Below are 24,557 nucleotides of genomic sequence, written 5' to 3' on the forward strand. Positions count from 1 at the left end.
AATTTTTGCCAAGGAATCAAACAACGGACGATGACACAGTTTGATTTACACTACCTTATAAACAATTTTGGGAAAAATTCCCCCATTTTAAACAGTCTAGTGGCTGGATTTTTGAATCATGGTCTTTGAATGAAGAACAAGAATTTAAAAATGTCTTGACTTTCGTTCGACACTGAGAAATTGTCCAATTAGTCTCTCGCTTAGTAGAAAATCGGTTTTGGGGGTGTTTGGCATTCCCCAAGTGTAGATTCGTTGATGCGGATGTATAGTTGATGTAGGAAAATACTTCGTTATTTCTTCCTCATCTTCCCGCCGGCAAAAACCACCAAGAGGGCTCCCGCGGCTACGCCGCCGACTTTCTTTAAGTCACTTCAGAATTGCCGCCGATTTGCCTTGCACTGCTTGCAAAGCTTTTCGGTGTCTTCAGGCTTGTCGCAACCACAATTTTTGCAGGTGTTCCAGAGTTTTTGAGTCATGTGCCTTTCCTCATTCCTCGTATTTTCTGCTTGTGCATCGCCTTGAGCCTTGCCCTGTCGCTGTTAAGGGAGGCGATGTTTCGGGCGGCGCTTTCGATTTCCTGGGTGTTCATTCGTGTCGGCAGGTTCCTGTAGAACTTCTTGAAATCCCTGTCGCGGATTGTGCCTTCGGGGATTCTGTCGCCGAGTTTCGCGTTGTTCCCGAATATCACGAGGTCGATGAACTTGTCCTTGAGTGCCGGGAACTTTTCACGTAAGGCCATGATATGCCCGTAATTCTGGTGGTGCGGATTCTTCATCGAGTACTTCTTTTTGCCCCAGCTCGCGATTACTGTCCATTGTTTGTCGTGGGCGTTGCCGACAATCAGCCCGATGTATGTCTTCTTTTCTACGACGAAGATGCCTTTCTCGGTCACGGCGATGATGTCGATTTGCTGTACGCCATGGCTCCCTTCCACATAGACATCCCTGAAGACTGTGCCCTTGCTGATGGCGCGGATTCTGTTTGCCGTGTGCTTCTCGCCGATGTGCCCGACAATCTGGTTCTGGAAGAACCACATGCAAAAGACAATAGCGGCTAGAATTACTATAAATGTTATCATATAGTAGAATATATACTTTTTGCGTTAGGAATAGTTCGCTCTGTAAAATTTCATTAGGCCCCTTGCGCAAGCGCCAAATGCTAGGCTCGGTCATATCCATGCAAGCATGGCTGCGACACTCGCCTTACGCATTTGTGCCAGTTTTCTGAATATTAGGTACATTAATGCCCGACGCGTTTTTCCGTCTAATGGAAAAATGCGTCTTTTTTTTATTTCGGATTTTCGGAATAAAGGGGACGCCTCTGACATCAATCGGCCGCCAAAGCGGTCAAATGGAGGCAAAATGGCAAAGAAGTCCATCAATATCTTGGACAAGGATTACACCCGCTGGGTAAAGGAACTCTCTACCCGTTACCGCAAGAGCCAAATTAAGGCGGCGGTAAAGGTAAATAGCGAAATACACTTAGTACCGATTTAAAGAAAGCAATCCCTAACGCCGAAGGGCTGTCTCCATCGAATATTCGCTATTCTAAAAGATTTTTCCAGCTATATAGTCCTGTCTTGGAAAATCTTCAGCAAGTTGCTGAAAAATCTCAAAGTCCTTTAGAACGACTTGAATCTACGTTATTCTCTGTTCCGTGGGGGCACCACATGTTGCTCATCGATAAGTGCTCTGACGCACCTCAAAAGGCCTTGTTTTTTGCCCGCCAGACGGTAGAAAATGGCTGGAGCCGCTCTACGCTCTTGAATGCGCTCTCTACCGACCTTTACGAGCGCAAGGGAAAGGCGTGACAACCCGACAATCGGTCTGCTGATTTGCAAGGAAAAGGACAAGGTGCAGGCACAGTACGCTCTGGAATCCAGTACGCAACCTATCAGTATATCTGAATACGAACTGGAGAAGTTCTACCCCGAAAAGGTTGAAGGCACAATGCCTACCATCGAGGAACTTGAACAGAGACTTTCTTCTTTGTGAAAGAATGTATTAAAATGAAGAGGTTAACAATAGGGCTACAATAAAAACCCCTACCTCACAACCTTGACTTTTTTCCCGTTCTTGAGCTGGTGCGTGGTGGCGTCGGGGCGTGTGTTCTTGCGGCCGACGAGCGTGCCGTCGATGCGGTAGGTTTCAACGGGGGCGACCGTGGCGCGGTTCTGTGTCCGCGTCAAGATCCCGATAGTGCCGCTGGTGTCGGGGGAGGTCGTGTCCGGTAATGCCGCGCTTGCCGAAACCGCGATGGAGTCGGTGGACACGGTGAAGTTGTCGTAGCGTATAAAGCAGTCGTGGGTGGGGGCCCATTCGGCGCTGCTCCCGCCGTGGAATGTGGAGAGGTAGAACTTGTCGACTTTCACGGTGTCGTAGTCGCGGAGCCTAAGCGTATCCACATCTAGCACGAGTTCGCCGTCAAGCCAGGTCTGCACGCGGCCGTTCTTGTCGCCGTTGCCCGGTGCCGTTATGGTATTCATGCTTACCTTATTCACAATGCGGTGCCAGGTGCCGGTGGTGAACTGTTTTTGCGGAATGGTGCCGTTCAGGTCCCACTTGAAGTCGTCGCCGTATTCGGACTTTTGCCCCATGAAGTAGATGAGCTGCACGGCGTTGCCATCCTTGCGCCACATGATGCGCGCGCTCCAGCCGTCACCTGTAGGGGGCATGGCGTTGCCGGTGTAGCATTTGCCACCGCATAGGCCGGGGAGTTTGCCGCCCAGCTGGAATTCGAATCCGTCTTCGAAGAATATGTCGTAGGCGCTCCACATGGTGTCGGCGGTTTTCACGAGCGGCTGGATGATTTGCGCGGCGCAGGCGGGCGTGTCGTTGTCGTTCGGGCCCACGCAACCCTTGGGGTATTTGAGCTGCAGTACGTTGCCGTGTTCTTCGCCGTCATACACGACCTTGGAATTTTCGCCATTGTTCTTGTCCATGGCGTACCACCAGCTTTTGTCGTAGTTGTTGCGCTTGAAGTCTTCCTTGGCTTCTGCGTTGCCGTACACGCCGACTTCGCGGTTCTCGAAGTTCACGAACGAGACAGTGTCGGACGCTGTCTGTGCAAATGCGGCCGGGGCAAGCGTGATGGAGGCGGCCACCGTGACGGCGAACGCCGCTGCAGAAAGGATATACTGAATTTTTGCGCTCATGCCTTTAAAATAATCTTTTTTTGGGGGATTTTAATCTATCTTTTTGTGCATGGCCGATTCACTTGACGAAAAGCACATTCCGAACCCGCAACATGCCGATGCCGCGGACCGCGCTGCAGAGGCTCGCAAGGCCCGCATCAAGAAGATGCGCGGGTGGCTTTCTCCGCGCGATACTGTGGCCGACGACTTTGGCCCCGAAGACGCCGCCCTCTATTACGGCGAAGGGCATTCCGGCTGGAATAGGTAAGGATAATCCCGACGGCAGGTCGGAACAAAGCATTTTTTGTATATTTAGAATAGCCGGTCAGGTGGCCGGCCCCGTATTATAAGATCGTCTATCCGTTTTTGTCGCGGAGACGGTCTTTTTTTATGCGGTGAAATCGCACCGCAAAGGAGTACAGATGAAGGAATTCGATATGGTGGGGATGCGCACGATAGGCAATGTGGAACTGCTGCAGAAACCGCATGCGCGCATCGGTGTTTTCGCGTCGCGGCAGCTGGATAGCGTGGGGAGCATTGTCAAGGAGCAGTGGGCGGTGGCGAAGGGCCGGCAACGCAAGTGCATTGTCGGTACGTTCCATTCGCGCTCGGAATGCGAGATACTTTACCTCGTGTTGAAATATGGCGGTTCTGCCGTGTGGTTCATGGGATGCAAGCTACCGGATGCCCTGCCCGAATTTTGCAAGAAGGCCGTGAAGAGCGGGCGCCTGCTGATGGTGTCGTGCTTCAACCGCGAACGTCACAACCTCGCGACGGCAACGTTCTGCATGCACATGGTCGATCTCGTGTCAAGTTACCTCGTGTTCTGGGCGCTGGAAGGCAGCCGTATGCTCGGGCCCATTCACGCCCGCGCCGTCGCCCGCGGCAAGTGGGTGGAATGCTTTTGATTTTTTTGGTTTTTAAACCGCGCGGCCCTGTAAATGGCCCTGTAAATGGCCCTCTAAATCAGGTAAGTTTTTTCCACTTGAAAAACAGGGCCTTTATTTTCTGGGCGTAGAGCCTGGTCTCTTCTGGATTCACGAAGAATGTCGCGGCGCAAACCACGTTGAACGAGCTAAAAATCATGCCGAGAACCGCATCCCATACATAATATGTGCCGAACATGTTTTCGCGGACATAATCCCAGGTGCTCCATGAAATATAGACGAACGCTATTATGGAATAGATTTTCAAGACTAACGTGTTCTTCTTGACGAGGGCGAATGTTCCCACTGCGATGGGAATGAGGATCATGAAGATGATGTCTGCGGAGAGAGAAAAATTCAATATCGTTTTGATTAGGTTGTTTGCAGCATTGACCAAAAAGTATGCGGTGCAGAACCGGAGCAGGCCCATGTTGATTTTTTGATCGGTATCCATGGCCTCTTTTTTTGACGATGTGATAAAAAATGCGGCAATATAGACGACTAGAGACGGATTCACGAAAATGTTGGTGAGCGCTTCAAGGAGGTTGTGGTATCCCATGCCTAAAGGTAAAAGATATTTGTAGAAGTGAACTGCATAAAAAATTGCGCCAATAGGAATCATGATTATTGCAACAACCGCAAAGATTTTTAAAAGTCGCGGACTCTTTTTTACGAGCGCGATTGCCACTGCAATAATGCAAATACTACTTAATAGAATTTGTGGTCCATAATTGGAAAAGAACGGCTCTTCTGCTTCTAGAGTGAACGATTGCAGCAGTATTCCTGCGATGTTCTTCAATCCATTCGCAATCAACATAATGGCGCAAATTCTGAGCAAGGCAAGGTTCATCATATTATACAAGATAATAAAAATCCCCGCGCATATTAAATTGCACGGGGGTGTTCTTTAGATCCCCGCTCGGGGGCGGGGATGACAAGTGGGAGCGCGACTCTCGCGATTAGTACCTGTAATGATCCGCTTTGTACGGGCCTTCGACCGGCACGCCGATGTAGTCGGCCTGGGCCTGCGTGAGGCGGGTGAGGTGAACGCCGAGCTTTTCGAGGTGGAGGCGTGCGACCTTTTCGTCGAGGATCTTCGGGAGCGTATAGACGACGCCGCTTTCGTACTTGATGCCGGCGACGGTCTGCTTGCCCTGTGCATTGAGCCAGAGGTCAATCTGCGCGATAGTCTGGTTCGTGAAGCTTGCACTCATTACGAAGCTCGGGTGACCGGTAGCGCAGCCGAGGTTCAGCAGGCGGCCTTCGGCGAGCACGAGGATGCTGTGGCCGTCGGGGAAAATCCATTCGTCGTACTGCGGCTTGATTTCGTTCCTCTTGATGTCCGGAATCTTCTTGAGGCCGGCCATGTCGATTTCGTTGTCGAAGTGGCCGATGTTACCGACGATGGCGCGGTGCTTCATCTTGCTCATCTGCGCGGCAGAGATGATGCCGGTGTTGCCGGTGGTGGTCACGAAGATGTCGGCGTAGCTAACGACTTCGTCGAGGGTCTTGACTTCGTAGCCTTCCATGGCGGCCTGGAGTGCGCAAATCGGGTCGATTTCGGTGATGATCACGCGGGCGCCCTGACCGCGGAGGGACTGTGCGCAGCCCTTACCCACGTCGCCGTAGCCGCACACGACTGCAATCTTGCCTGCCATCATCACGTCGGTGGCGCGGTTGATGCCGTCGATGAGGGAGTGGCGGCAGCCGTAGAGGTTGTCGAACTTGGACTTCGTGACGGAATCGTTCACGTTGATTGCCGGGAACTTGAGGCGGCCGGCCTGGGCCATCTGGTAAAGGCGATGCACGCCGGTGGTGGTTTCTTCGGAAACGCCGCGGAGAGCTTCACGGGCGCGGGTCCACTGCTTCGGATCCTTCTCGAAAATCTTCTTGCAGGTGGCGAGGAACACGCCCCATTCTTCGCTGTCGGTTTCCGGATTGAATTCGGGCACCTTGCCGGCGTCTTCGAATTCGGCGCCGCAGGTCACGAGCATGGTAGCGTCGCCGCCGTCATCCACGATGAGGTCGGCAGTCTTGCCGTCGGGCCACACGAGGGCGCGGGCGGTGTTTTCCCAGTAGTCTTCCAAGGATTCGCCCTTCCAGGCGAACACGGGCACGCCCTGCGGGTTTTCCACGGTGCCCTTCTTGCCGACCACGACGGCGGCGGCAGCGTTGTCCTGCGTGCTGAAGATGTTGCAGCTGACCCAGCGCACGTCGGCACCGAGGTCTACGAGCGTTTCAATGAGAATAGCGGTCTGCACGGTCATGTGGAGGCTGCCCATGATGCGGGCGCCTGCGAGCGGCTTCTTGCCGGCGTATTCCTTGCGGAGGGCCATGAGGCCCGGCATTTCGGTTTCGGCGAGGTCGAGTTCCTTGCGGCCTTCGATCGCGAGGTTGATATCCTTAATTTTGTATTCCATAAGTGATCCTTTTGGCACGGTTCTTGCGACCAATTTAGGCCATAGCCGCGCACCTTTATTTATGCATAAATATAGTTTTATGCATATTTTGCGTCAACCCGCACATTGTCATCCCCGGCTTGACCGGGGATCTCGCAGTCATTATTCCACAAACAATATTCCCTTAATTCGTAGGGACTTGCTGCTCTTCGACTCTTCTTCCGCATGCAGGTAGCTTATCGCGATTGCAGCCCCGTCGGTCTTGATTTGCCTTGTGGAGTCCTGCTTGAGCGCTTGCCTGTCGACGGTAAAGCTGTAGACGGTCCTGGTTGCGCTTTCGCCTGCCGGGCCTGCGGTGCTGTCGGGGCATGCGTCACTCTCGTCGCTGTTGCAACTGCAGCCGCTGTCCTCCTTCAGTGAAATCCGGAAGGTGAGCGTGTCGCCCGTGAATTCGAACTCGTCGTTGTTGAAGTAATGGTCTATGGCGACGGCGCCCTTCGTGCCGCGGGGTACCTGGAGCACCGCCTTCTCGGGGTACTCTATGCTGACCTCGAACTGATCGAACGGCTCTGCATCCGTGCTGTCCGAATCCTCGCAACATTCGTCTTCGGCGAGGTCTTTGGTGAATGCGTAGTCGTATCCTGTGATGAGGAGGTATTCGGTGAATTCCGGGTTGTGTGCTTCGGCAAGCTCGAGCATTCGCGAAGCAACGAGCTTCGATTTTTTGTCGTCTTTTTTCCGCAGGTCAATAACGAATTTACGGGCGTCTTCCTTGCTGAGCGGGAACTCCGTGTAGCCCGCTTCGGCAAGGGCTTCCCTGATGCTCCCCATCCAGACGCGCTGCGAAATGCTGTATGCGCTCAGCGGGGTATCGGTGATGACGAAGAATATCGCGCAGAATATGACGGCGATGTAGCGCGACTTGCACTTGATTTTGTCGATGAGGAAGACCGCGATGATGATGTAGAAGTAGATGTTGATGGTCGCGGCGTAGATGCGTTCTGCCGAGATGCCGTAGTCGCTGATTCTGCGGATAAGGCCGACGGACATCATGACCACGAGCGGAATGCACGCTGCGGGGAAAACCTTGAGGAGTTTTTTCTCGAACGTGTTGCCGGGAGCAAGGCGCGTGGGGTACAGGATGGTGACGAGCGCGAGCATGTAGATCATGAATCCCGAAACGAAATACGATACCATTCCCTGCGGCATGTCCCACAGCACGATGAACTTGACGATGTAGGCGTAAAAGAGGAGTATGGCGAGTGAAAGTACCGGCACGAAGAGGAACCGGATAGTGCTCGTGGCGAACTTGTTCAGCGCGGGAGTTTCCCTGTGGCATTCCTCGATGGCGGGGATGCCGCTGAAGTAGAGTATGGGGAAGACGGCGCTCGCGCAGAAGTAGAAAATGTAGAAATACACCTTCTCGTCGAAGTCATGTTCGAAAAGTGCGCCAAAACAGAAGACGAGCGCTTCTACGGATGCGAGCAGGAGTGCTGTGACGAGCGCGGCGACAACTAGCGCCTTGAGGTTTTTGAACAGGAAAATCCAGAATGCGTTTTCGTCTTTGTCTTTCCAGAACGGGGCGATAAATATGCTGAGCGTGGCGGTCACGTACACAAGCGCGGTGCTTGCAATAAAGTAATATGTCAGCGTGGAGTAATGTGCCAGCAATGAAAACTGCATCGCAACGCTGGAGGTGATACCGAAGGCAAGTATAATCGAAAGCGCGAGCCATGCTGCACCCGAGATTGCCTGAGGCAACTTGCTTTCGTTTTTCAGGGATTCCTGCACGAGCGATGTCGTGAGGGAAATGAGCATTGCTGCGATAGGGTAGATGCCGAGCCACGCGAGGAATCTCATTCCGGCGAGTCTTTCAAAGATTTCTGTATGTTCCGTGCTGTAAACAAGCGCGAAGAACGTGAAGAAGGCGAGCGCCGATGCGACGGGGAACCGCCTGAACGCGCTCGAAATTTGGCTCGGGTATTTTTTGAAAGCGTCAAGTACCATATGTTAAATATAATACTTTGTCGCAAATTTGCGTTACTTCTTTATGCAGCGGACGGGAACGTATTCTCCCTTTTCCCTGTAGTCGACGTTGCTGAAATTGGAGAATAGATCGCCGTTCTCGGTGTATACGCCCTCTTCCAGCCAGAACAGGTTGTATCCGGTTAGCGTCATGTCCCCTCCGTAGGGGTCGATTGCGCCATCCATTCTGAGGGAAAGGCCGTACTCGTCTGTGGCCGCCCTGTCTTTGCCCCGTATAAAGGAGCCGATTACGTAAAACTTGGGCAGGGTAGTGAGTGCGCTATTGTAACCTATGCCGTTGATAGTCCAGTCTTCTTTTTTCGGGAGCCGCCAGCCTTCGGGGCAGACTTTCTTGGACACGTTCACGGTGTAGAATCGACTTGCCCCGTCGCAGTAGCCATTTTCTTCTGCGCTAAATTCCCTGTAACCCAGGTTCTTGGCGCACCGGCTCTGCTTAACGAATAGAGTGTCGGAACTATCGAAGTAATCCATGTCTTGTGCAAGCCAGGTCTGCCCATTGTATTCAGTTGTCTTGTATACATGGCCGTCGCGAGGGTCTGTGAAGGTTCCGTATTCAAAATCAGGATTGAAGAAGTATTCCGCCGGCAGGTCCTGCGTATGCAGAATACTTTTCCAGTATTCATCGACGCAAATGTATGTCAGGTCGTTGTTAGTTTCGCCGACCCCGATGGTGCGCGTGCCGTTTTCTGTACAAATTATTCCGTTCATCTCCTTGCCCTGCATTTCGAGGGTAATCCAGGAACTGTTTTGGCAAACAAAGTGATCCTTGCCGATGGTGATGAGCGTGTCTGCCATGTCCGCATTGCAGAAGGGCATGCCGGAACACTTGCGCCAAATGTTGCGTATGATGGAGAGAGAATTTGGAACCTCCTCTCCGTAAACGCAACCTAGCGGTAAGAACACGAAGGGGAGTTTGTTCAGTTCTGCATAGGGCAAATCGTTGATGCAGTAATTTTCCGGTTCAAGGGTGCCGTCGGCAAAGTCATTGACCAGTGCGGGTAACATCTCGTTGATCGAATCGTTTTCCCGGTTCTTGTATAGGTAGAACAGGGTGTATTCCAGTTGCTCGTCGGTAATCCGCGGGTTTTCCTGGAATAGCGTGTCGATGCCAAGTTCCCGGTAAAGTTCCCCAGTTGCGGAATCCTTGGCCGTATTGTGGTCAAGCCCTTGCGCCTCGAGGGTCGCGACGCGCTGCTGTATGAAGCCGTCTACCACGCCGTAGACTGCCTTGCGGGCTGGTGCGGGTGCGGCGCATTGCCTGTTTGGCGGGAATACGATGCCGCCGGCACCGCTGCCACCGTCAGTACCGCTGCTGGATGAAGTCGGGTCTAGGTTCGTGCCCGAACTGGATGAAAGTTCTTCCTTGCTGCTGGATGACGTTTCGGTGGAACTCGAGGATCCCGGCTTGGCCGGCTCGGACAGGGGCGTATCTTCGCTCGAGGAACTTTCGCCCTGCGCGATGACCGTGTTATCGTCTTCGGTGGTGCCCGTCACCTTCTCCGAGCAGGAGCAGGCGAAAAACGCAATGAAGCATGCGGGTAGAATTAACTTAATCTTGCTCATTGCTCGTCTCCTTTTTTACAACCCTATTATTTACTTTGTCCGAAAGCGGGAAAAGCTGCAGGTTCACGCGATACACCTGGTTGATGTTCTCGCATTCGCGCGCGATGTCGATAATTTTTTTGCGGCAGTCGTTTATCGTTTCTACGATCCGGGTGTAGGCGGCCTCGTCGATTCCCATGGTGACGCCCGTAATGTTGCGCTCCTCGGGGCTATCCGTGTCGATGGATTGCATGGCGAGGCCCGCCATTTTGCGGTTCATGGACCGGATGGCGAGCGGGATAGCCTCTTTCGAGCCCTTCACGGATTTTTCCGTCTGCTCGTAGGTTCCCTTGCCCGTCTTTACGAGAAACCCCGCCTTCACCAGGAACTGGAGCGCATCCTGCACGTCGAGTGCCGATGTCTTGTTCCTGATGCTTGCTGCGATTTCGCCCGGTGCCGCTCCCGGCATTATCGGGGCGAGTTCGCGCACGATGGGGCAGGCGGGCGTCTCGTAGTAGTGGAAGGCTTCGGCGTCGACGGTGCGAATCTTGTTGAGCCTTGCCTCCTGTTCGAGTTCGCGAAGAGTCGCCTCCTTCTCGGCGGCATTTTTCGCGTTCCCGAATTTAACGAGCAGCCCGAAATAGGTGAAGTTGAACCCCTCTAACCCCATGGCTCGTGCCACCTTGCCTATTCCGGGCTTGCTCAGCCGCGTTTTGCCGTCACATACCAGCTTGAGGTATGTCGGCGAGACAAAACCGGCGAGGCTTGCGAATTCGCGCCATGTGAAATATGAAACCCTCTTGCGCTCCTCGTAGAAGTCGCGCATGTAGGTACGGTAGTCACTGTACTCGGTTATGGGTTTCATGTGAATAAAAATAATACAAAATAGGCGAAAAAGTAATAAAAATCGCATTTTTCAATAAAAATATTCGCAATTTTTAAAATATGATACAAAGCGACGCGCATATGATACGCGGGTGTATTATATGCGCTGCGAGCGACCCGCGTCAACTAATGACCATTGACCAATAACTATTGACTACCCGCCAACTTTTTCAACGAACTCGCGGCACACCGCCTCGGGGTCGGGTTTGCCGAAAATCGCGGAGCCCACTACGAACACGTTCGCGCCCGCTTCCTTGCAGGCGAGGATGTTGTCGAGCTTCACGCCGCCGTCAATCTGGATATCGAGTTCCGGCTTCATGGCGCGCAGTTCGCGGATCTTGTCGAGGCAGTACGGGATGAGGCTCTGGCCGCCAAAGCCAGGGTTCACCGACATGATGAGCACCATGTCCACGATGTCGAGCACGTACTTTATGCTTTCGAGCGGAGTCGCCGGGTTGATGGCCACTGCGGGCTTCACGCCGAGTTCCTTTATCTGGTGCAGCAGGCGGTCGAGGTGGTTCGTGGTTTCGGCGTGTACGCTGATGATGCTTGCTCCCGCCTTCGCGAATTCGCCCACGTAGTTCTCGGGATTCTCGATCATCAGGTGGCAATCGAGCGGGAGCTTGGTGCCCTTGCCCACGCATGCAGAAATGCCCGGACCAAAGCTGATATTTGGTACAAAGTGCCCGTCCATGATATCGAGGTGCACGAGGCCTGCACCGCCGTTTTCAATGGCCTTGAGGCCGTTTCCGAGTTCGAGGAAGTTAGCGTTCAGCACGCTGGGGGCGATAATTTGCTTCAACATGCCTAAAAAGGTAGAAAAAAGCCTGCTTGGGCGTGCGCCGCCATCGGAAAAAATGATAATAATCGATAATATTTTATACCTAGCCACGAAACTTATTTTTTACTAACTTTGTTCGAGTTATTTTTAGCAGGAGATGAAACATGGCTAAGACAACAACAACTAAGGCTACAAAGGCCCCGGCCAAGAAGTGCGCTACCAAGGCTGCTGCCCCGAAGGCTGCTCCTAAGGCCGCTGCAAAGGCTGCCAAGCCGGTCGCAGAAAAGAAGACCGCCGCTAAGGCTCCGGCCAAGAAGGCCGCTCCGAAGGCCGCAGCCCCCAAGAAGGTCGCTGTGGAATTCGTCGCTGACTGTCCGCTCGCAACGACCGTTTCTGTCGCTGGCACGTTCAACAACTGGGCTGTCGACAAGGACATGCTCAAGAAGGACAAGAAGTCCGGTCTCTGGACTGCCAAGATTTCCCTCGCCGCTGGCGACTACGAATACAAGTTCGTGTGCGACGGCAAGAACTGGGATGCAGGCGACAACAAGATCAAGCACGTCTAATCGCGCCAATGCAATAACGGATGCGCCGGGCTAATCGCTCGGCGTTTTTCATTTTGTGTAAAGTGGTGCGCTGCTTGTTTTGCCGCGCTGTGAAGCGGGCCCGCGCTATGCAAGGGTTTGCGGTTAAATAGCGCCCGTGCGGCCTTCGCAACTCTGAGCTGGGGCCCCTCCCGCAGGATAAAAAAACTAAATTTGTCCCCATGACAAATTATTCTATCCCTCAAGAAGTTTTTGTGAAGGCTGCCGAACAGTACGGCACCCCCCTTTGGCTCTACGACCGCGCCACTATTGAGAAGCGCGTGAAGGAAGTCCAGGTTTTTGACACGGTGCGTTTTGCCCAGAAGGCATGTCCGAACCTCTCCATCGTGGCGCTCGTGCGCAAGCTCGGCGGCGTGGTCGATGCAGTCTCTGCCGGCGAAATCGTCCGCGCGTTGAAGGCGGGTTTCAAGGGCGGTCAGCAGAAGGGCAAGGCTCCCGAAATTGTCTACACCGCAGATATCTTCGACCGCGACGCGCTTGAACTCGTGAAGAAGTACGACATCGCGGTGAATGTCGGTTCGCCCGACATGATTCAGCAGCTCGCTGATTTCGGCGTGAAGTCGGAACTCACGCTCCGCGTGAACCCGGGTTTCGGTCACGGGCATTCCAGCAAGGTGAATACCGGCGGCCCGCTTAGCAAGCATGGCGTGTGGCACGAACAGATCAAGGACTGCATCAAGCTTGCGCAGGCCAACGGCATGTGGATTACCGGGCTCCACATGCACATCGGTTCCGGCTCCGACTTCGAACACCTCTCGCAGGTTTGCGACGCGATGGTGGACGCTAGCCGCCGCCTGGGCTCTCATTTGCGCACCATCAGTGCAGGGGGCGGCCTCCCGATTCCGTATCATGAGGAAGACAAGGGCAACCGCATCGACATGCAGGCCTACTACGACCTGTGGGACAAGGCCCGCAAGAACATCCAGCAGAGCATCGGCCACGAGGTTCACCTGGAAGTCGAACCCGGTCGCTACCTGGTGGCCGAAAGCGGTTACCTGATGGCCGAAATCCGCGCCGTCAAGAAGCAGGGCGACAACCTGTTCTACCTGCTCGATGCGGGCTTTACTGACCTGGTGCGCCCGAGTTTCTACGGCAGCTATCACGGCATTTCCATCATCGCCCGCGACGGTCGCGAATTGAACGAGACGGTCGATGCTGTCGTGGCAGGCCCGCTCTGCGAATCCGGTGACGTGTTCACGCAGGAAGAAGGTGGCTTCGTGGTGACCCGCAAGCTCCCGAAGGCGAAGGTCGGCGACCTTTTGATTCTCCATGACGCAGGTGCCTATGGTGCCGCCATGAGCAGCAATTACAACAGCCGCCGCTACGCCGCCGAGACCATGTACACTAATGGCGAACTGAAGGTCATCCGCGAAAGGCAGACGTTCGAGCAATTGCTCCAGAACGACCGCGTTATTGATTTATAATCGGTGCATAGCTTATAAAATCGGGCGACGCCTCCGTGCATCGCCCCTTTTCAATTTAAAAGGAAATTTCTATTTTTCTTGCCCGTAGATTATACCCTTTCAAGGAGCTTTTATGGGCGGCTTTTGCGGAGTTACTTCCAAATCGGATTGCGTATGCGATCTTTTCTTCGGGACTGACTACCACTCGCACCTCGGTACGCATCGCGGCGGTATGGCGGTGCTCAAGTCCGACGGAACATTCCATCGTTCCATCCACAACATCCAGAACACGCCGTTCCGTAGCAAGTTCGAACACGATTTGGCAGCATTCGCAGGTAACGTCGGCATCGGCGTGATCTCCGATACCGACCCGCAGCCGCTGGTGATGAGCACCAAGCTCGGTACCTTCGCTATCGTGACCGTTGGCCTTATCGCAAACATCGAGGAACTCAAGGAAGAACTCTTCCACAACAACTGCATGCAGCTGCAATACTCCACCACGAGCGGCATGGTCGGCCCGACGGAAGTCGTCTCCGCGCTCATCGCCACGCAGGCATCCATCGTCGATGGCCTCAAGTACGTTCACGAGAAGGTGAAGGGCAGTTGCTCCGTGTTGCTCATGGATAGCACGGGCCGCTTCTATGCGAGCCGTGACAAGTGGGGCCGCACGCCGATCATCCTCGGCCGCAAGGAAGGCTCCATGATCGCTGTGCAGGAAAGCTGCGCGCTCCCCAACCTCGGTTACGAGTACGTACGCGACCTCGGCCCGGGTGAAGTCGTGGAACTCACTCCCGAAAAGGATACCTGCCTCGTGGAACCGCGCAAGAAGATGGCTATCTGCTCGTTCCTCTGGGTCTACTACGGCTACCCGGCATCGAGCTACGAGGGCCGCAATGTGGAAATGACGCGCTACCGCTGCGGTTCCGCACTCGCGAAGCGCACCCCGACCGAGGCCGATGCTGCCTGCGGTATTCCGGATTCCGGTACGTCCCACGCCCTCGGCTACGCGCACGAGGCCGGTGTGAAGTTCGCCCGCCCGTTCGTGAAGTACACGCCCACGTGGGCTCGCTCCTTTATGCCGCAGGACCAGCGCCAGCGCGAGCATGTGGCCTCCATGAAACTCATCCCGGTCCCGGGACTCATCCGCGACCGCCGTCTCGTGTTCTGCGACGACTCCATCGTGCGCGGTACGCAGCTAGGCAAGCAGGCCGCCAAGCTTTACTCCCTCGGGTGCAAGGAAACGCACATGCGTATCGCCTGCCCGCCGTTAGTTTATCCGTGCAAGTTCATCAACTTCTCCCGTTCCAAGAGCGAGTACGACCTCATCACGCGCCGCTACATCCGCGAAAAGGAAGGCGAGAATGCCGATATCGCGAAGTACACCGACCCGGATAGCGAAGCCTACAAGGGCATGGTCGAATATATCCGCAAGAACCTGAACTTGACGACGCTCGCATTCCAGCGCATCGACGACCTGGTCCATGCCATCGGCCTCCCTGCCGAACAGCTCTGCACCTACTGCTGGAGCGGTAAGGACTATGCCGAAACGGGTGATTGCTACCATTGCCCCTGCGAGGGCGGTCAGTGCCCCAGCAAGGACAAGGATAAGTAAGGCTCCTTTAACTATATTTGGGGCACTATGGCACTATGCTTAGAAACTGAACAGCTGGAAACCGTCCAGCGGATCCTTTCCCTCCATTTCGAGGGGCTGGATGTCTGGGCCTATGGCCCGAGGCTCACCGGCGTGGATCTGACTCCCGATACGGAACTTGACCTCGCGGTCATTGCCGACAGGCCTCTCTCCTTTGAGGCGATGACGGCGGTGGAGAAGGCGTTTGCCGATAGCGGGCTCCCTTTCCGCGTCGATATCGTGGACTGGAGCAAGCTGCCGGATTCCATCCAGAAGAAACTCAAGAAAGAACACGAAGTTGTCCTAGAAGCTCCCAAGGACTAGCGCGATAGATTATTATGAAGCGTCTTATAACTCTCCTTCTAGTGTCCGCCCTTTCGGGTACGCTTTATGCCCAGGATGAGGTTTCCAAGGCCATGGCGATGATTCGTGATGGCCGTTGTTCCGAAGCGATCGCACCTCTCCAGAAACTCGCGGAATCCAAGAACTTCCGCAAGCGCGAAGGCGCCCAGTCCGCGGTGCTCCTCACGGAATGCTACCTGCGTGAACATAGGCGCGACGACGTGCTGAAGCTTGCCTCCAAGTTCCTGGAATACCATGTGAGCTCGGAATACCGCGAACGCATGGAACTCGCCCGCGCGATTGCGCTGGTGGAGAAGGGCTCCGTGTACGAAGGTGTCGAAGCCATGCTCCGCGTGCTGGCCTATACCAAGAACCCTGCCGCCAAGAGCCACACCAAGGAAGTCGCCATCCAGACTATTGCCGCAAGCCTCATGAATGCGGACCAGCTGCAGGCGCTCCTCGAGAAGTATCCGGTGGACAAGGATGTGGTGGGCTGGATCCAGTTGCAGATTGGCCGCGAATGCCAGAACGTGAAGCGCTACCGCGCCGCCCGCTATTGGTATAAGAAGGTCGTGAACGGCGGAGTCGCCGAGAACCTCTCCGCGACGGCCCAGCAGGGGCTGGAATCTCTCGACGGTCTTGGCGCCGGTATGCCGACCGTGCTCGTGCTCGCCCCGCTTTCCGGTGATTTTGCTGAATTCGGTGCCGCCGCCGTGCAGGGCGTGTACCTCGCCCACGAACAGGCTGGCCTTGCTGGCAAGGTTCGCATTCGCACCGCCGATACCCGCGCCGACGCTTCCATCGCGCTCATGCGTACCCAGCAGGCGGTGAACCAGGATAGCATCGTGGCCGTTATCGGCCCCATCATGAGTGCCCCGGCAGCCACCGTCGCCGCTTGGCTCGGCAGCAACTTCCAGAATATCCCGATGCTCACGCCTACCGCGACCGACGACGGCATCGCGAAGATGGGCCCGAATATCTTCCAGGTGAACATCACCATGGACAACCTTGCCCACAAGATTGCAGACTTCGCCACCAAGTGTCTCGATATCCGCGAGTTCGCGATCTTGAGCCCCATCGGTGACTACGGTTCCGCCATGTCGCAGAGCTTTACGCGTGCCGTGGAGCGTCGCGGTGGCAAGATTGCCGCTTTCAGGAACTACGTGGAAGGCCGCCCGGACTACGCGACCGAATTCAAGATCTTGCGCGACGTGCGCTTTAAGCAGGAAAACCGCCGCAGGAACATTGCCCGCGGGGCGTCGGACCTCGATGCCGTGGGCGCCCGCGAGCGCCGCGACTACCTGGCCGATTCCACCATGAACATCCCCGGCATCTTTATCCCGGCTACCAACCCGGGCGACGCGGGCCTCATGGTCGGGCAGGTCGCCTACAACAAGATTAAGGGTACGATGCTCGGTACTTCGGGCTGGTACGGCCGTGAACTGCTTATCCAGGGCAAGCAGCTTGTGGACAGCACGTACTTCAGTGTGCCGGGCCTTGACCTCTCGGGTAACAAGGAATCGTACGAGAACTTCGCGAAGGCCTTCAAGGAAAAGTGGGGCGAGGCCCCGGCCGAAGACAAAGTAAGCGGCCTCAGCTACGATGCCGCCAAGATCGTGTTCTCGGGTATCACGAAGAAGGTCGAAAGCCTCACCAAGTACCTCAATAACACGTCGGTGTTCGAAAGCGTCTATGGCGAAATCAAGTTTACGCGCGGCGCCAACACGAACACGAAGGTGGTGACCGTACGCAAGGGCAAGTTCTACGTGATGGAAGGCTGCAACCTTCCGGCCAACGCGCTTCCTTCTGACGACAAGAAGAAAGACGAAAAGAAGAAGTAGTCCGCGCACCCCGCAAAATGCATGAAATGGCTAAAACGACAGACTAAATGCCTGGGGTGCGCGTTTTAGTCCGTAAGATTTTAGTTTGTCTGTAGAAAAATTTGGCGATTTGCCCGCTGTTTAACGCAAAATTCGCGTCAAATACGCCGTTTAACGCCATCTTTCGTGGAAAAAGCCGGCATTTTCGATTAATTTGTATGTAAAATTACGGACTAAATGGGGGGAGGTGCCCATTTAGTCTGTCGAAATGCCCAAAAAAGAGGGCGAAATGCGAAAAATGTCTCTAGCCGGCGTCGGCGTAATCGTCATCGAACTCGATATTCGGGCCAGCGATGCTTGCGGCCACGAAGTCGGCTGATTCTCCTGCACGATAGAAAGACTGAAGGCTCGCGTCGTCGATAAGCGATTCGAGCGAGATGCTGCTGATGGCTCCGAGTTCCTCGCGGATGCGGTTCTTGAATGCCTGGAACCCGGAGTTGATCAGGTAGAAGGATATCGCGGATGTCTTATGGATCGGTTTCATGTTTTCCCCATATGGTTATCGCAATGTTCTACAGGTTTGCTGCGCCGGTCTTGCTCTGCCGTGGCTGTTGGTGGCGCGGCTGTTAAAAGATTGTTGATTACTTGTTCTTATTATAGATTTTACGCCCCTCGGGAGGCAAGTGACGAGCGTCAAATAGCGAATATGTAAGAATCGGCGCAAACCCAGCAACTGTGCGGGTTCCAGGCGATTTGCTAGGTTGAAAATTTTACTTAACTTTTTGAATATCAATGCGATACGTGTCGCACTTTTTATTACTTTATTTGTAATATACGACAAGAAAAAACTTATTCCACTTTGGATTAATATTTTGAGCCGGCAAGGGCCGCGATTACACTCGCCTGTGGCTCTATTTGTATATTTGGGGCGTTGAATAATTGTGGATTTATGCCCGTGCCGAACTTTTTCTTGAACCGTATTGGACGCATCCTGCTTGTTACGCTGACTGCCGCCGCGCTCGCCTTTGGTGCGCAGCCTTCGCAAACATCCAAGCCAGCTCAGCCCACGCTCGCGCTGCCTGCACAGCAGATGACCTATGCGGAACAGATGACGGAGCGCTCGATGGCGCTGGACTATGCGGGCGCGATGGAACTTGCGAAGAAGGTTCGCGCTTCCGATGATGGTGTTGGCTGCGTGCTCGAAAACATCGTGCGGGTGAGCCGCTACGACGACCTGGGCGATACGGCGGCGCTTGTCACTGCGGGCACGAACCTCGAGAAGTGCGCTTCTACCGGCCTGTGGGAAGCTCTCCGCAAGTTCGAACTCGGCTACGTGCAGACCGAGACGGGCCACTCCGTGAAGGGCGCGATGACTACCCGCTCCGCTGCTAAGTTGTTCGAAGAATCGCCCGAGCAGGAGGCGCGTGCCTTCTATGCGATATACGCCTACTACATAGACAAGAGTTTCAGCTGGGTGCCCTTCAAGTCGGACAGGCGCAGCGAATATCTGGCGGTGCTCGATTCCGCGTCTAAAGATTCCAAGCGCTTCTGGCCGCTGTTCCTTACCTCGCTCGTGTGGATGCACTACGACAAGGGCGATTTCAATGCGGGGCTCAAGCTTTCGCTGCGGGGCCTGGGCAAGGCGCCGAACCATCCGGTGCTGCTGCAGGTCAAGGCCGATATGCTCTACCGGCTTAAGCGCTACAAGGAGGCCGCCGCAATCTACGAGAAGAGCGCGGCAGATTACCTTGTACGTACCGGCAAGTCTATCCGTTACTGGTGTGCGGTAATGAACCTCGTGCGCATCTATGCCGACATGGGTGACAAGGAAAAATCTGCGCGCTGGCAGAAGGCGCTCGAGGATCAGGAATTCAAGAAGCTCAGGCACTGGATGCCGGGCTCGCTGGTGGATGACCTCGAAAGTCGCGACGTTCTCGACTAGCGGGGCCCGCGCGGAATATTACGTCGCGGAAAGGTTTAGCGCGGAATAACTCGGCGCGCGGTTTTGCGCGGGTTTTGTAAAAACATCACGTAAATAAAAAATTTACGGCACATTTCGGGGTGCAAATCCGTTTTAAGGGTATAGACACTTTAAAACGGAGTGACCCATGAAAAAGGACCCGCTGAGGCTGTTCTTCTTTGTAGACGGCTATACGCTCAAGAAGGTGAACGAGTTCTACAGGTTTCACCACCCCTACCATTCGCGGATCGATTTTCGCGCGCTCAAGAACTGGGCTCGCCACGAGGCGGTGCGCATGTTCTCGCCCGGGTCGAACTATGCGCTGATGGACTGCCATTACTACCATCCGTACAAGGACCCGAAACAGTATGGCGGCACGTGGGGGTTCTCGTGCTTTGAGCGGGAACTGCGGTTCGCGGGTTTCCAGATACACTACTGCGACCAGGTGGGGCCCGAGGGCGTGAGGCCGAACATGAGCCTGCTCGAAGATGCCCTGCTGTTCGCAAGCTACCGCAAGATGGACGCGGTGGTGCTCCTCAGCACGCAGGGGCAGTATGCGCCGCTGCCCGAAAGGCTACAGCTGATGGGCCTCCCGACGCTATTGCTGGGCTGGCAGTTCACGTACGAGAAGGAGAACCGTTTTGTGCGGTGGCGTACGGACCCATACCTGCAGGAGGTCTCCACGTACTATGTAGCGATGGACCGCGTCGCCGAAAGAGGGTTTTGCGCAGCCGACGGCGGCCTGTTCTGCGACGGGTAGAATCAGACCCGCGCGGCGCGAGCAGTTTTCGTCGAGATGTCGCGACAGTCCGTGAGCAACAAAGCCCCTGTTATTAAACAGGGGCGGTTGCGAGAGCGAGTGAGAAACCGGAGGTTCTTCACCCGAAATGTCGAACGAGCGGTCTTATAACTTATCCGCTTGCTTGCGCTGCCAGTCACTCATGAAAATCCAGGTGACGCGCAGACCCACGTACCAGGTGTCGCCGTCGTTATCCGTATCGAACGGGGTGCGCACGAGGATATGGTCTTCGATCTCGAGGTCGCTGTAGTCCACATGGCGGTAGCCGCCGTAGATACCGATGGCGATGGGGTCGAATTCCAGGCGGAGTTCGAGTTCGGCGGTGAACGTCGCGTCCATGGTGCTGTAGTAGCGGTCGCGCGAGTAGGTGTACTTGCCACTGTCGTCGGTGAACGCATACAGCGATGCGAGATGGATGTTCATGAGGTTGAAGCCGAAGCCGATGGAGGGAATCAGGTTGATGACGGTGTTTTCGCCGAAGAGCTTCCAGCCGAACATCCAGTCCACGCCGTAGGTGAACCATTTCACATCGAACAGGGGTACCTTCTGCGTGTCGCCGGTTTCTTCGCCGGTAACGGTGAGGTACTGCGACGGGCGTTCAGAGATCTGGGTCGGCATGAAGTTGATGTTGAACCAGGTGAGGAACTGCTTGTACTGGGCACCGACGTTCATGTGGAGCCCGATATACCAGTCATTGAATTCCGCATACGAGATGGAGGAACTGTAGGTTTCTTCTTTGCCGGTTTCCTCGTTGTCGAGGACAAAGCCACCGTTGTAGCGGCCGACGGTGTTCACGTATTCGTGGAAGTTGCTGAACATGCCGCGGTAGTCGGCGCCGATGGAGATGAAGCCGCGGATATGGTCTTTCTCGTAGAATCCGGATTCAGAATCCGCGAAGGCACTGGTAGCGAATGTAAGTGCGCACAGGAGCGAGACCAGGTAAACTATTTTTGTCTTCATACAAGACTCCGTATAAGGAATTAACGATGTATAAAATACATTATGTTTTGCGAATGTGCATTGAAAATTTTCATAAGGTGTTAAAAATCAACGATTTACGTGCTTTTTTGAGGTCGTTCCAGGGGGGGCGGTTGAGTCAAATTGTGCCCGGGGGAGCCTTTTTGGCGGCAATCTGCCTTGCGATTTGTGCCTGTGGCGGAGGCGATTCCCGTGAGGGCAGGGTAGATGGCGAGGCCATGTGCTCGGATTCCGTGCAGTTTTCGCCGCAGTTCTACAGCAATTTGTTCCGCAGGGGCAGTTCTTGCGGCCAGAGTCTGGTCGAAATCCGCTCCGAAGTGGGGCGCGATACCCTCGTGAAGCGCTTTGTGCTGGCAGATTCCGCCTTCATGGCCGATACCGCTCGGCTCAGGCGGCTTACCGCGGGCAGGGAATGGCAGGGCGCGACCGTCATCCGGGTGCCGGTACGCCGGGCGGTAGTGCTCTCGTCGGCGCAACTCGGGTTCATGCTGCGCCTTGGGGTCGAAGACCGCATAGTGGGCGTTGGCGCCGGCGCCTACATCGTGGATAGCGCGCTGGCGGCAAGGGTCACTGCCGGCGAGATTCTCGAGGTGGGCAACGGGCCGCAGGTATCGCTCGAGAAGGTAGTCTCCCTCAAGCCCGACCTGGTGATGACGTTTGCTACAGGCGGCGCGTACGATGACTACGACAGGCTTGCCACCCTCGGGGTACCGCTCATGCTTACGTCGGAATGGCAGGAGAACAACCCGTTCGCGAAATTCGAGTGGATTAGTTTGTTTGCAAAACTCTTCGGCGCGCTGCCGCAGGCGGCGCAGGTCGTTAAACCGTATGCGCAGGTAATCCCCGAGATGGCGAAGAAGGAATCGGACCCGCTTGTCGCCTGCAGGGAAAACGGCCCGCGTGTAATCGCGGGCATGGCCTACGGCGGCGTGTGGTATGCGCCCGGTGGAAGGAGCTACACTGCAAGCCTCATCAGGCAGGCGGGCGGCTGCTACCTGTGGGCCAGCGATACCACCCGCGAACTGAAGTTCTCGCTCGAGGAGATTTTTGCGGTGGCCGACAGCGCCGACGTGTGGGTGAACCCGGGCATATACGGCACGCCCGAAGACATCCTTGCGGCAGAACCCAGGCTCTCGCGCCTGAAGCCGTTCCGCACGAAGCGCGTGTGCCAGAACGATGCCCGCAAGAGCGCGGGTGGCGGCAACGACTTTTTCGAGAGCGCGGTTTCGAGGCCGGTGGAACTGATCCAGAATCTGCACGAATGCATTTTCGGCATAAAAGAGGGTGATTCCGGCAACATCTCGGAGGGCCACCCCTACAAATGGTATAGAAATATTTATAATTTTGCATTATGATTAAGACTCCCAGTGGTATCGGTGGCTGGATTGCCTCAAGTTACGAGGCTTCGGTTCCCTTCTTGCAGCAGGTTCCGCGTGAATGTGCCGACTTTTTGTTGCTCAATGCCCAGATCCGCGAGTATGACGCTGGTGAAATCATCATTCAGGGCGGCGTGGAAGGGCAGTCCTTCTGCGTGATGCAGAGTGGTCGAGCCCAGGTATGCGGTCAGATTCTGCCGGACGGGCATTACACTGTGGTTGCCTACATCGAAAGTGGTGCATGCTTCGCCGAGATGTCCATCCTTTGTAACGAGCCTACGAGCAATACGATTATCGCCGCCGAAGACGGCTGCACGGTGCTCCATATCCCGAAGGCCGAATTCGTGAAGTTCCTCGACAAGAACCCGAACATCATGGTGTTCCTGTACAAGGTCGTTTGCGACAGCCTCCGTGCCAAGAACAAGGCGTTCGACGAGTTCCAGCGCCTTTCGCTCCTTGCCTCGGGCAAGGTGCTCCCCTTCATTGATTTTGCGCAGACCATGGAAAAGAGCCGAATTACCGGTACGGTAATCTGCGAATCCCAGATGGGTTCGGGCTTTGTCGCCTTCCAGGATGGCCGCATCTGCTGTGCCAAGTGCGGCAAGCATGCTGGCCAGGATGCCCTCGAGGATATCCTCTCGTGGGGCGACGACTCCATGTACAAGCTCGACACGCACCTGATGCCGGGTACGGTGAACATCAACCAGATGGCCGATACCACGAGCCTCATCTTGGATGCGCTCAGGAATATTGACGAAAAACAAGGTGCCCGCAAGTAGGGCAAAACAAGGTGCCCTTTTTGGGGCAAAGGAAAAAAGATGAATTACGCAGACGCAGGAGTTTCCCTGGCCCGAGCTGACGAAGCGATGGTCGGTGTCAAGAAATCCGTACGTACTACATTCAACCAGGGCGTTCTGGGCGACGTCGGCAATTTCGGCGGCCTCTTCACGCTCAACCACCTCGGCATGAAGGACCCTGTCCTCGTGAGTTCCGTCGACGGCGTGGGCACCAAGCTCAAGGTCGATATCGAAATGGGCACGCACGAACTGCCGGGCCAGGACATCGTGAACCACTGCTGCGATGACATTCTGGTGCAGGGTGCACGTCCGCTGTTCTTCTTGGACTACGTGGCTACTGGCCGCCTGGAACCGGGCGTTATGGACAAACTCGTTGCCGGTATGGCCAAGGCCTGCCGCGAGAACGACCTCGTGCTTATCGGCGGTGAAACTGCCGAAATGCCGGGCTTCTACGGCCCGGGCGACTACGACATTTCCGGCACCATCGTCGGCGTCGTGGAACGTGAGAACATCATTGACGGCAAGAAGATCAAGCCGGGTACCATTATCCTCGGCCTGCCCTCCACCGGACTCCACACCAACGGCTACTCTCTCGCCCGCAAGGTGCTGTTCGATGTGGCTGGCTACAAGGTCGACACCGTCGTGGACGGCATGGACAAGTCTATCGGCGAAGCGCTTGCGACCCCGCACCGCAGCTACTACCCGAGTCTCATCGACCTCTGCAACAAGAAGATTATCCAGGGCCTCGCTCACATCACGGGTTCGGGCTACCAGGGCAACATCCCGCGTATCCTCCCGGACAACGTCGACGTGATTATCGACCGCACCACGTGGGATCCGCCGATGATCTTCAAGCTCATCCAGCAGGCCGGCTCCGTGGAGAAGGACGAGATGTACTCCACCTTCAACATGGGTATGGGCATGCTCATCTTCATCGACCCGGCAGACAAGGCCGAAGTTACGGCACACCTCGAAGCCAAGGGCGAAAAGTGGGTGCAGATTGGTGAAGTTGTCGCCGGCACCAAGCAGGTGAAGTTCCGCGACTAGTTTGCGGATCTTCGCCGCGATCCTGCATCGTAGCCCTCGCAATTCTGCGTCGTGACCCTCGCGATTTTATATCGTCACCCTCGCGAAG

22 protein-coding genes and 1 pseudogene are annotated in these 24,557 nt (G+C 55.2%); 13 read left to right on the plus strand and 10 right to left on the minus strand.

Translation table 11 applies throughout. The features are described 5' to 3' along the window. Window positions 1-472: 472 nt before the first annotated feature. Window positions 473-1,078 (minus strand): nuclease-related domain-containing protein, encoded by a 606-nt coding sequence (locus B7994_RS13090; RefSeq protein ID WP_088638912.1) that lies wholly within the window; start codon window positions 1,076-1,078, stop codon window positions 473-475. Window positions 1,079-1,361: 283 nt separating this feature from the next. Between B7994_RS13090 and B7994_RS14495 the strand changes: the two are divergent. After that, window positions 1,362-1,994: pseudogene (locus tag B7994_RS14495) on the plus strand (PDDEXK nuclease domain-containing protein). 50 nt (window positions 1,995-2,044) lie between these two features. On the opposite strand, the gene B7994_RS13100 reads toward B7994_RS14495, so the two are convergent. Then, window positions 2,045-3,154 carry a polysaccharide lyase gene (locus B7994_RS13100; RefSeq protein ID WP_233143221.1) on the minus strand — a complete coding sequence of 370 codons (1,110 nt, stop codon included), beginning with the start codon at window positions 3,152-3,154 and terminating at the stop codon, window positions 2,045-2,047. 49 nt (window positions 3,155-3,203) lie between these two features. On the opposite strand from B7994_RS13100, the gene B7994_RS13105 reads away from it, so the two are divergent. Continuing rightward, a complete protein-coding gene (locus B7994_RS13105) occupies window positions 3,204-3,401 on the plus strand; it encodes a hypothetical protein (protein ID WP_144063902.1) in 198 nt (65 codons plus the stop codon). Between the two features lie 154 nt (window positions 3,402-3,555). Beyond that, window positions 3,556-4,041, plus strand: coding sequence for a hypothetical protein (locus B7994_RS13110; RefSeq protein WP_088638914.1), 486 nt, complete (start codon window positions 3,556-3,558; stop codon window positions 4,039-4,041). 58 nt (window positions 4,042-4,099) lie between these two features. Here B7994_RS13110 and B7994_RS13985 read toward each other — a convergent pair whose 3' ends face one another. From B7994_RS13985 to rpe, 6 genes are all read right to left on the minus strand, one after another. Next, window positions 4,100-4,618 carry a hypothetical protein gene (locus B7994_RS13985; RefSeq protein WP_144063903.1) on the minus strand — a complete coding sequence of 173 codons (519 nt, stop codon included), beginning with the start codon at window positions 4,616-4,618 and terminating at the stop codon, window positions 4,100-4,102. Between the two features lie 400 nt (window positions 4,619-5,018). After that, window positions 5,019-6,479, minus strand: a complete 1,461-nt coding sequence (gene ahcY, locus B7994_RS13120; protein WP_088638916.1) for an adenosylhomocysteinase — start codon at window positions 6,477-6,479, stop codon at window positions 5,019-5,021. A gap of 141 nt (window positions 6,480-6,620) precedes the next feature. Next, a complete protein-coding gene (locus B7994_RS13125; protein ID WP_088638917.1) occupies window positions 6,621-8,465 on the minus strand; it encodes a DUF4153 domain-containing protein in 1,845 nt (614 codons plus the stop codon). A 33-nt stretch (window positions 8,466-8,498) separates the two neighbouring features. Then, the gene (locus tag B7994_RS13130) at window positions 8,499-10,067 is read right to left on the minus strand and encodes an FISUMP domain-containing protein (RefSeq protein WP_088638918.1); all 1,569 of its coding nucleotides are present in this window, start codon (window positions 10,065-10,067) and stop codon (window positions 8,499-8,501) included. Continuing rightward, window positions 10,054-10,911, minus strand: a complete 858-nt coding sequence (locus B7994_RS13135; RefSeq protein WP_088638919.1) for a TIGR02147 family protein — start codon at window positions 10,909-10,911, stop codon at window positions 10,054-10,056. Before B7994_RS13135 ends, B7994_RS13130 begins: the two co-directional genes overlap by 14 nt. A gap of 174 nt (window positions 10,912-11,085) precedes the next feature. Continuing rightward, the gene (gene rpe, locus B7994_RS13140; RefSeq protein ID WP_088638920.1) at window positions 11,086-11,736 is read right to left on the minus strand and encodes a ribulose-phosphate 3-epimerase; all 651 of its coding nucleotides are present in this window, start codon (window positions 11,734-11,736) and stop codon (window positions 11,086-11,088) included. A gap of 140 nt (window positions 11,737-11,876) precedes the next feature. On the opposite strand from rpe, the gene B7994_RS13145 reads away from it, so the two are divergent. From B7994_RS13145 to B7994_RS13165, 5 genes are all read left to right on the plus strand, one after another. After that, window positions 11,877-12,278, plus strand: coding sequence for a glycogen-binding domain-containing protein (locus tag B7994_RS13145; RefSeq protein WP_088638921.1), 402 nt, complete (start codon window positions 11,877-11,879; stop codon window positions 12,276-12,278). A gap of 200 nt (window positions 12,279-12,478) precedes the next feature. Next, entirely contained in the window at window positions 12,479-13,741 is a 1,263-nt protein-coding gene (lysA, locus tag B7994_RS13150) for a diaminopimelate decarboxylase (protein ID WP_088638922.1), read from the plus strand. 112 nt (window positions 13,742-13,853) lie between these two features. After that, window positions 13,854-15,332, plus strand: coding sequence for an amidophosphoribosyltransferase (locus B7994_RS13155; protein ID WP_088638923.1), 1,479 nt, complete (start codon window positions 13,854-13,856; stop codon window positions 15,330-15,332). Window positions 15,333-15,359: 27 nt separating this feature from the next. Beyond that, window positions 15,360-15,674, plus strand: a complete 315-nt coding sequence (locus B7994_RS13160) for a nucleotidyltransferase family protein (RefSeq protein ID WP_088638924.1) — start codon at window positions 15,360-15,362, stop codon at window positions 15,672-15,674. A gap of 14 nt (window positions 15,675-15,688) precedes the next feature. Further along, window positions 15,689-17,533 carry a penicillin-binding protein activator gene (locus B7994_RS13165; RefSeq protein ID WP_088638925.1) on the plus strand — a complete coding sequence of 615 codons (1,845 nt, stop codon included), beginning with the start codon at window positions 15,689-15,691 and terminating at the stop codon, window positions 17,531-17,533. A 283-nt stretch (window positions 17,534-17,816) separates the two neighbouring features. On the opposite strand, the gene B7994_RS13170 is transcribed toward B7994_RS13165, so the two are convergent. Then, window positions 17,817-18,056, minus strand: a complete 240-nt coding sequence (locus B7994_RS13170; protein WP_088638926.1) for a hypothetical protein — start codon at window positions 18,054-18,056, stop codon at window positions 17,817-17,819. Between the two features lie 387 nt (window positions 18,057-18,443). On the opposite strand from B7994_RS13170, the gene B7994_RS13175 reads away from it, so the two are divergent. Both B7994_RS13175 and B7994_RS13180 read left to right on the plus strand, forming a co-directional pair. Further along, window positions 18,444-19,454 (plus strand): M48 family metallopeptidase, encoded by a 1,011-nt coding sequence (locus B7994_RS13175; protein WP_233143222.1) that lies wholly within the window; start codon window positions 18,444-18,446, stop codon window positions 19,452-19,454. A gap of 166 nt (window positions 19,455-19,620) precedes the next feature. Further along, complete coding sequence (locus B7994_RS13180) at window positions 19,621-20,232, plus strand: hypothetical protein (RefSeq protein WP_088638927.1); 612 nt, start codon at window positions 19,621-19,623, stop codon at window positions 20,230-20,232. 144 nt (window positions 20,233-20,376) lie between these two features. Here the strand turns inward: B7994_RS13180 and B7994_RS13185 are convergent, their stop codons facing one another. Then, on the minus strand, window positions 20,377-21,231 hold the full coding sequence (locus tag B7994_RS13185; protein WP_088638928.1) for a hypothetical protein: 855 nt from the start codon (window positions 21,229-21,231) through the stop codon (window positions 20,377-20,379). Window positions 21,232-21,392: 161 nt separating this feature from the next. Here B7994_RS13185 and B7994_RS13190 point away from each other — a divergent pair, with 161 nt between their 5' ends. The 3 genes from B7994_RS13190 to purM are packed head-to-tail and all read left to right on the plus strand — an operon-like array spanning window position 21,393 to window position 24,469. Next, window positions 21,393-22,604 carry an ABC transporter substrate-binding protein gene (locus B7994_RS13190; protein ID WP_158213152.1) on the plus strand — a complete coding sequence of 404 codons (1,212 nt, stop codon included), beginning with the start codon at window positions 21,393-21,395 and terminating at the stop codon, window positions 22,602-22,604. Then, the gene (locus B7994_RS13195) at window positions 22,601-23,404 is read left to right on the plus strand and encodes a cyclic nucleotide-binding domain-containing protein (protein ID WP_233143223.1); all 804 of its coding nucleotides are present in this window, start codon (window positions 22,601-22,603) and stop codon (window positions 23,402-23,404) included. Before B7994_RS13190 ends, B7994_RS13195 begins: the two co-directional genes overlap by 4 nt. Before the next feature lie 39 nt (window positions 23,405-23,443). After that, entirely contained in the window at window positions 23,444-24,469 is a 1,026-nt protein-coding gene (purM, locus tag B7994_RS13200; protein ID WP_088638930.1) for a phosphoribosylformylglycinamidine cyclo-ligase, read from the plus strand. Window positions 24,470-24,557 lie beyond the last annotated feature (88 nt).

It is taken from the genome of Fibrobacter sp. UWR2, assembly GCF_002210285.1.
Lineage (GTDB): Bacteria > Fibrobacterota > Fibrobacteria > Fibrobacterales > Fibrobacteraceae > Fibrobacter.

What these genes read in the sequence shown, in the direction of transcription:
- B7994_RS13090 (WP_088638912.1), bottom strand. Translation starts at nt 1,078, where the DNA reads ATGATAACATTTATAGTAATTCTAGCCGCTATTGTCTTTTGCATGTGG.
- B7994_RS13100 (WP_233143221.1), bottom strand. Translation starts at nt 3,154, where the DNA reads ATGAGCGCAAAAATTCAGTATATCCTTTCTGCAGCGGCGTTCGCCGTC.
- B7994_RS13105 (WP_144063902.1), top strand. Translation starts at nt 3,204, where the DNA reads ATGGCCGATTCACTTGACGAAAAGCACATTCCGAACCCGCAACATGCC.
- B7994_RS13110 (WP_088638914.1), top strand. Translation starts at nt 3,556, where the DNA reads ATGAAGGAATTCGATATGGTGGGGATGCGCACGATAGGCAATGTGGAA.
- B7994_RS13985 (WP_144063903.1), bottom strand. Translation starts at nt 4,618, where the DNA reads ATGGGATACCACAACCTCCTTGAAGCGCTCACCAACATTTTCGTGAAT.
- ahcY (WP_088638916.1), bottom strand. Translation starts at nt 6,479, where the DNA reads ATGGAATACAAAATTAAGGATATCAACCTCGCGATCGAAGGCCGCAAG.
- B7994_RS13125 (WP_088638917.1), bottom strand. Translation starts at nt 8,465, where the DNA reads ATGGTACTTGACGCTTTCAAAAAATACCCGAGCCAAATTTCGAGCGCG.
- B7994_RS13130 (WP_088638918.1), bottom strand. Translation starts at nt 10,067, where the DNA reads ATGAGCAAGATTAAGTTAATTCTACCCGCATGCTTCATTGCGTTTTTC.
- B7994_RS13135 (WP_088638919.1), bottom strand. Translation starts at nt 10,911, where the DNA reads ATGAAACCCATAACCGAGTACAGTGACTACCGTACCTACATGCGCGAC.
- rpe (WP_088638920.1), bottom strand. Translation starts at nt 11,736, where the DNA reads ATGTTGAAGCAAATTATCGCCCCCAGCGTGCTGAACGCTAACTTCCTC.
- B7994_RS13145 (WP_088638921.1), top strand. Translation starts at nt 11,877, where the DNA reads ATGGCTAAGACAACAACAACTAAGGCTACAAAGGCCCCGGCCAAGAAG.
- lysA (WP_088638922.1), top strand. Translation starts at nt 12,479, where the DNA reads ATGACAAATTATTCTATCCCTCAAGAAGTTTTTGTGAAGGCTGCCGAA.
- B7994_RS13155 (WP_088638923.1), top strand. Translation starts at nt 13,854, where the DNA reads ATGGGCGGCTTTTGCGGAGTTACTTCCAAATCGGATTGCGTATGCGAT.
- B7994_RS13160 (WP_088638924.1), top strand. Translation starts at nt 15,360, where the DNA reads ATGGCACTATGCTTAGAAACTGAACAGCTGGAAACCGTCCAGCGGATC.
- B7994_RS13165 (WP_088638925.1), top strand. Translation starts at nt 15,689, where the DNA reads ATGAAGCGTCTTATAACTCTCCTTCTAGTGTCCGCCCTTTCGGGTACG.
- B7994_RS13170 (WP_088638926.1), bottom strand. Translation starts at nt 18,056, where the DNA reads ATGAAACCGATCCATAAGACATCCGCGATATCCTTCTACCTGATCAAC.
- B7994_RS13180 (WP_088638927.1), top strand. Translation starts at nt 19,621, where the DNA reads ATGAAAAAGGACCCGCTGAGGCTGTTCTTCTTTGTAGACGGCTATACG.
- B7994_RS13185 (WP_088638928.1), bottom strand. Translation starts at nt 21,231, where the DNA reads ATGAAGACAAAAATAGTTTACCTGGTCTCGCTCCTGTGCGCACTTACA.
- B7994_RS13195 (WP_233143223.1), top strand. Translation starts at nt 22,601, where the DNA reads ATGATTAAGACTCCCAGTGGTATCGGTGGCTGGATTGCCTCAAGTTAC.
- purM (WP_088638930.1), top strand. Translation starts at nt 23,444, where the DNA reads ATGAATTACGCAGACGCAGGAGTTTCCCTGGCCCGAGCTGACGAAGCG.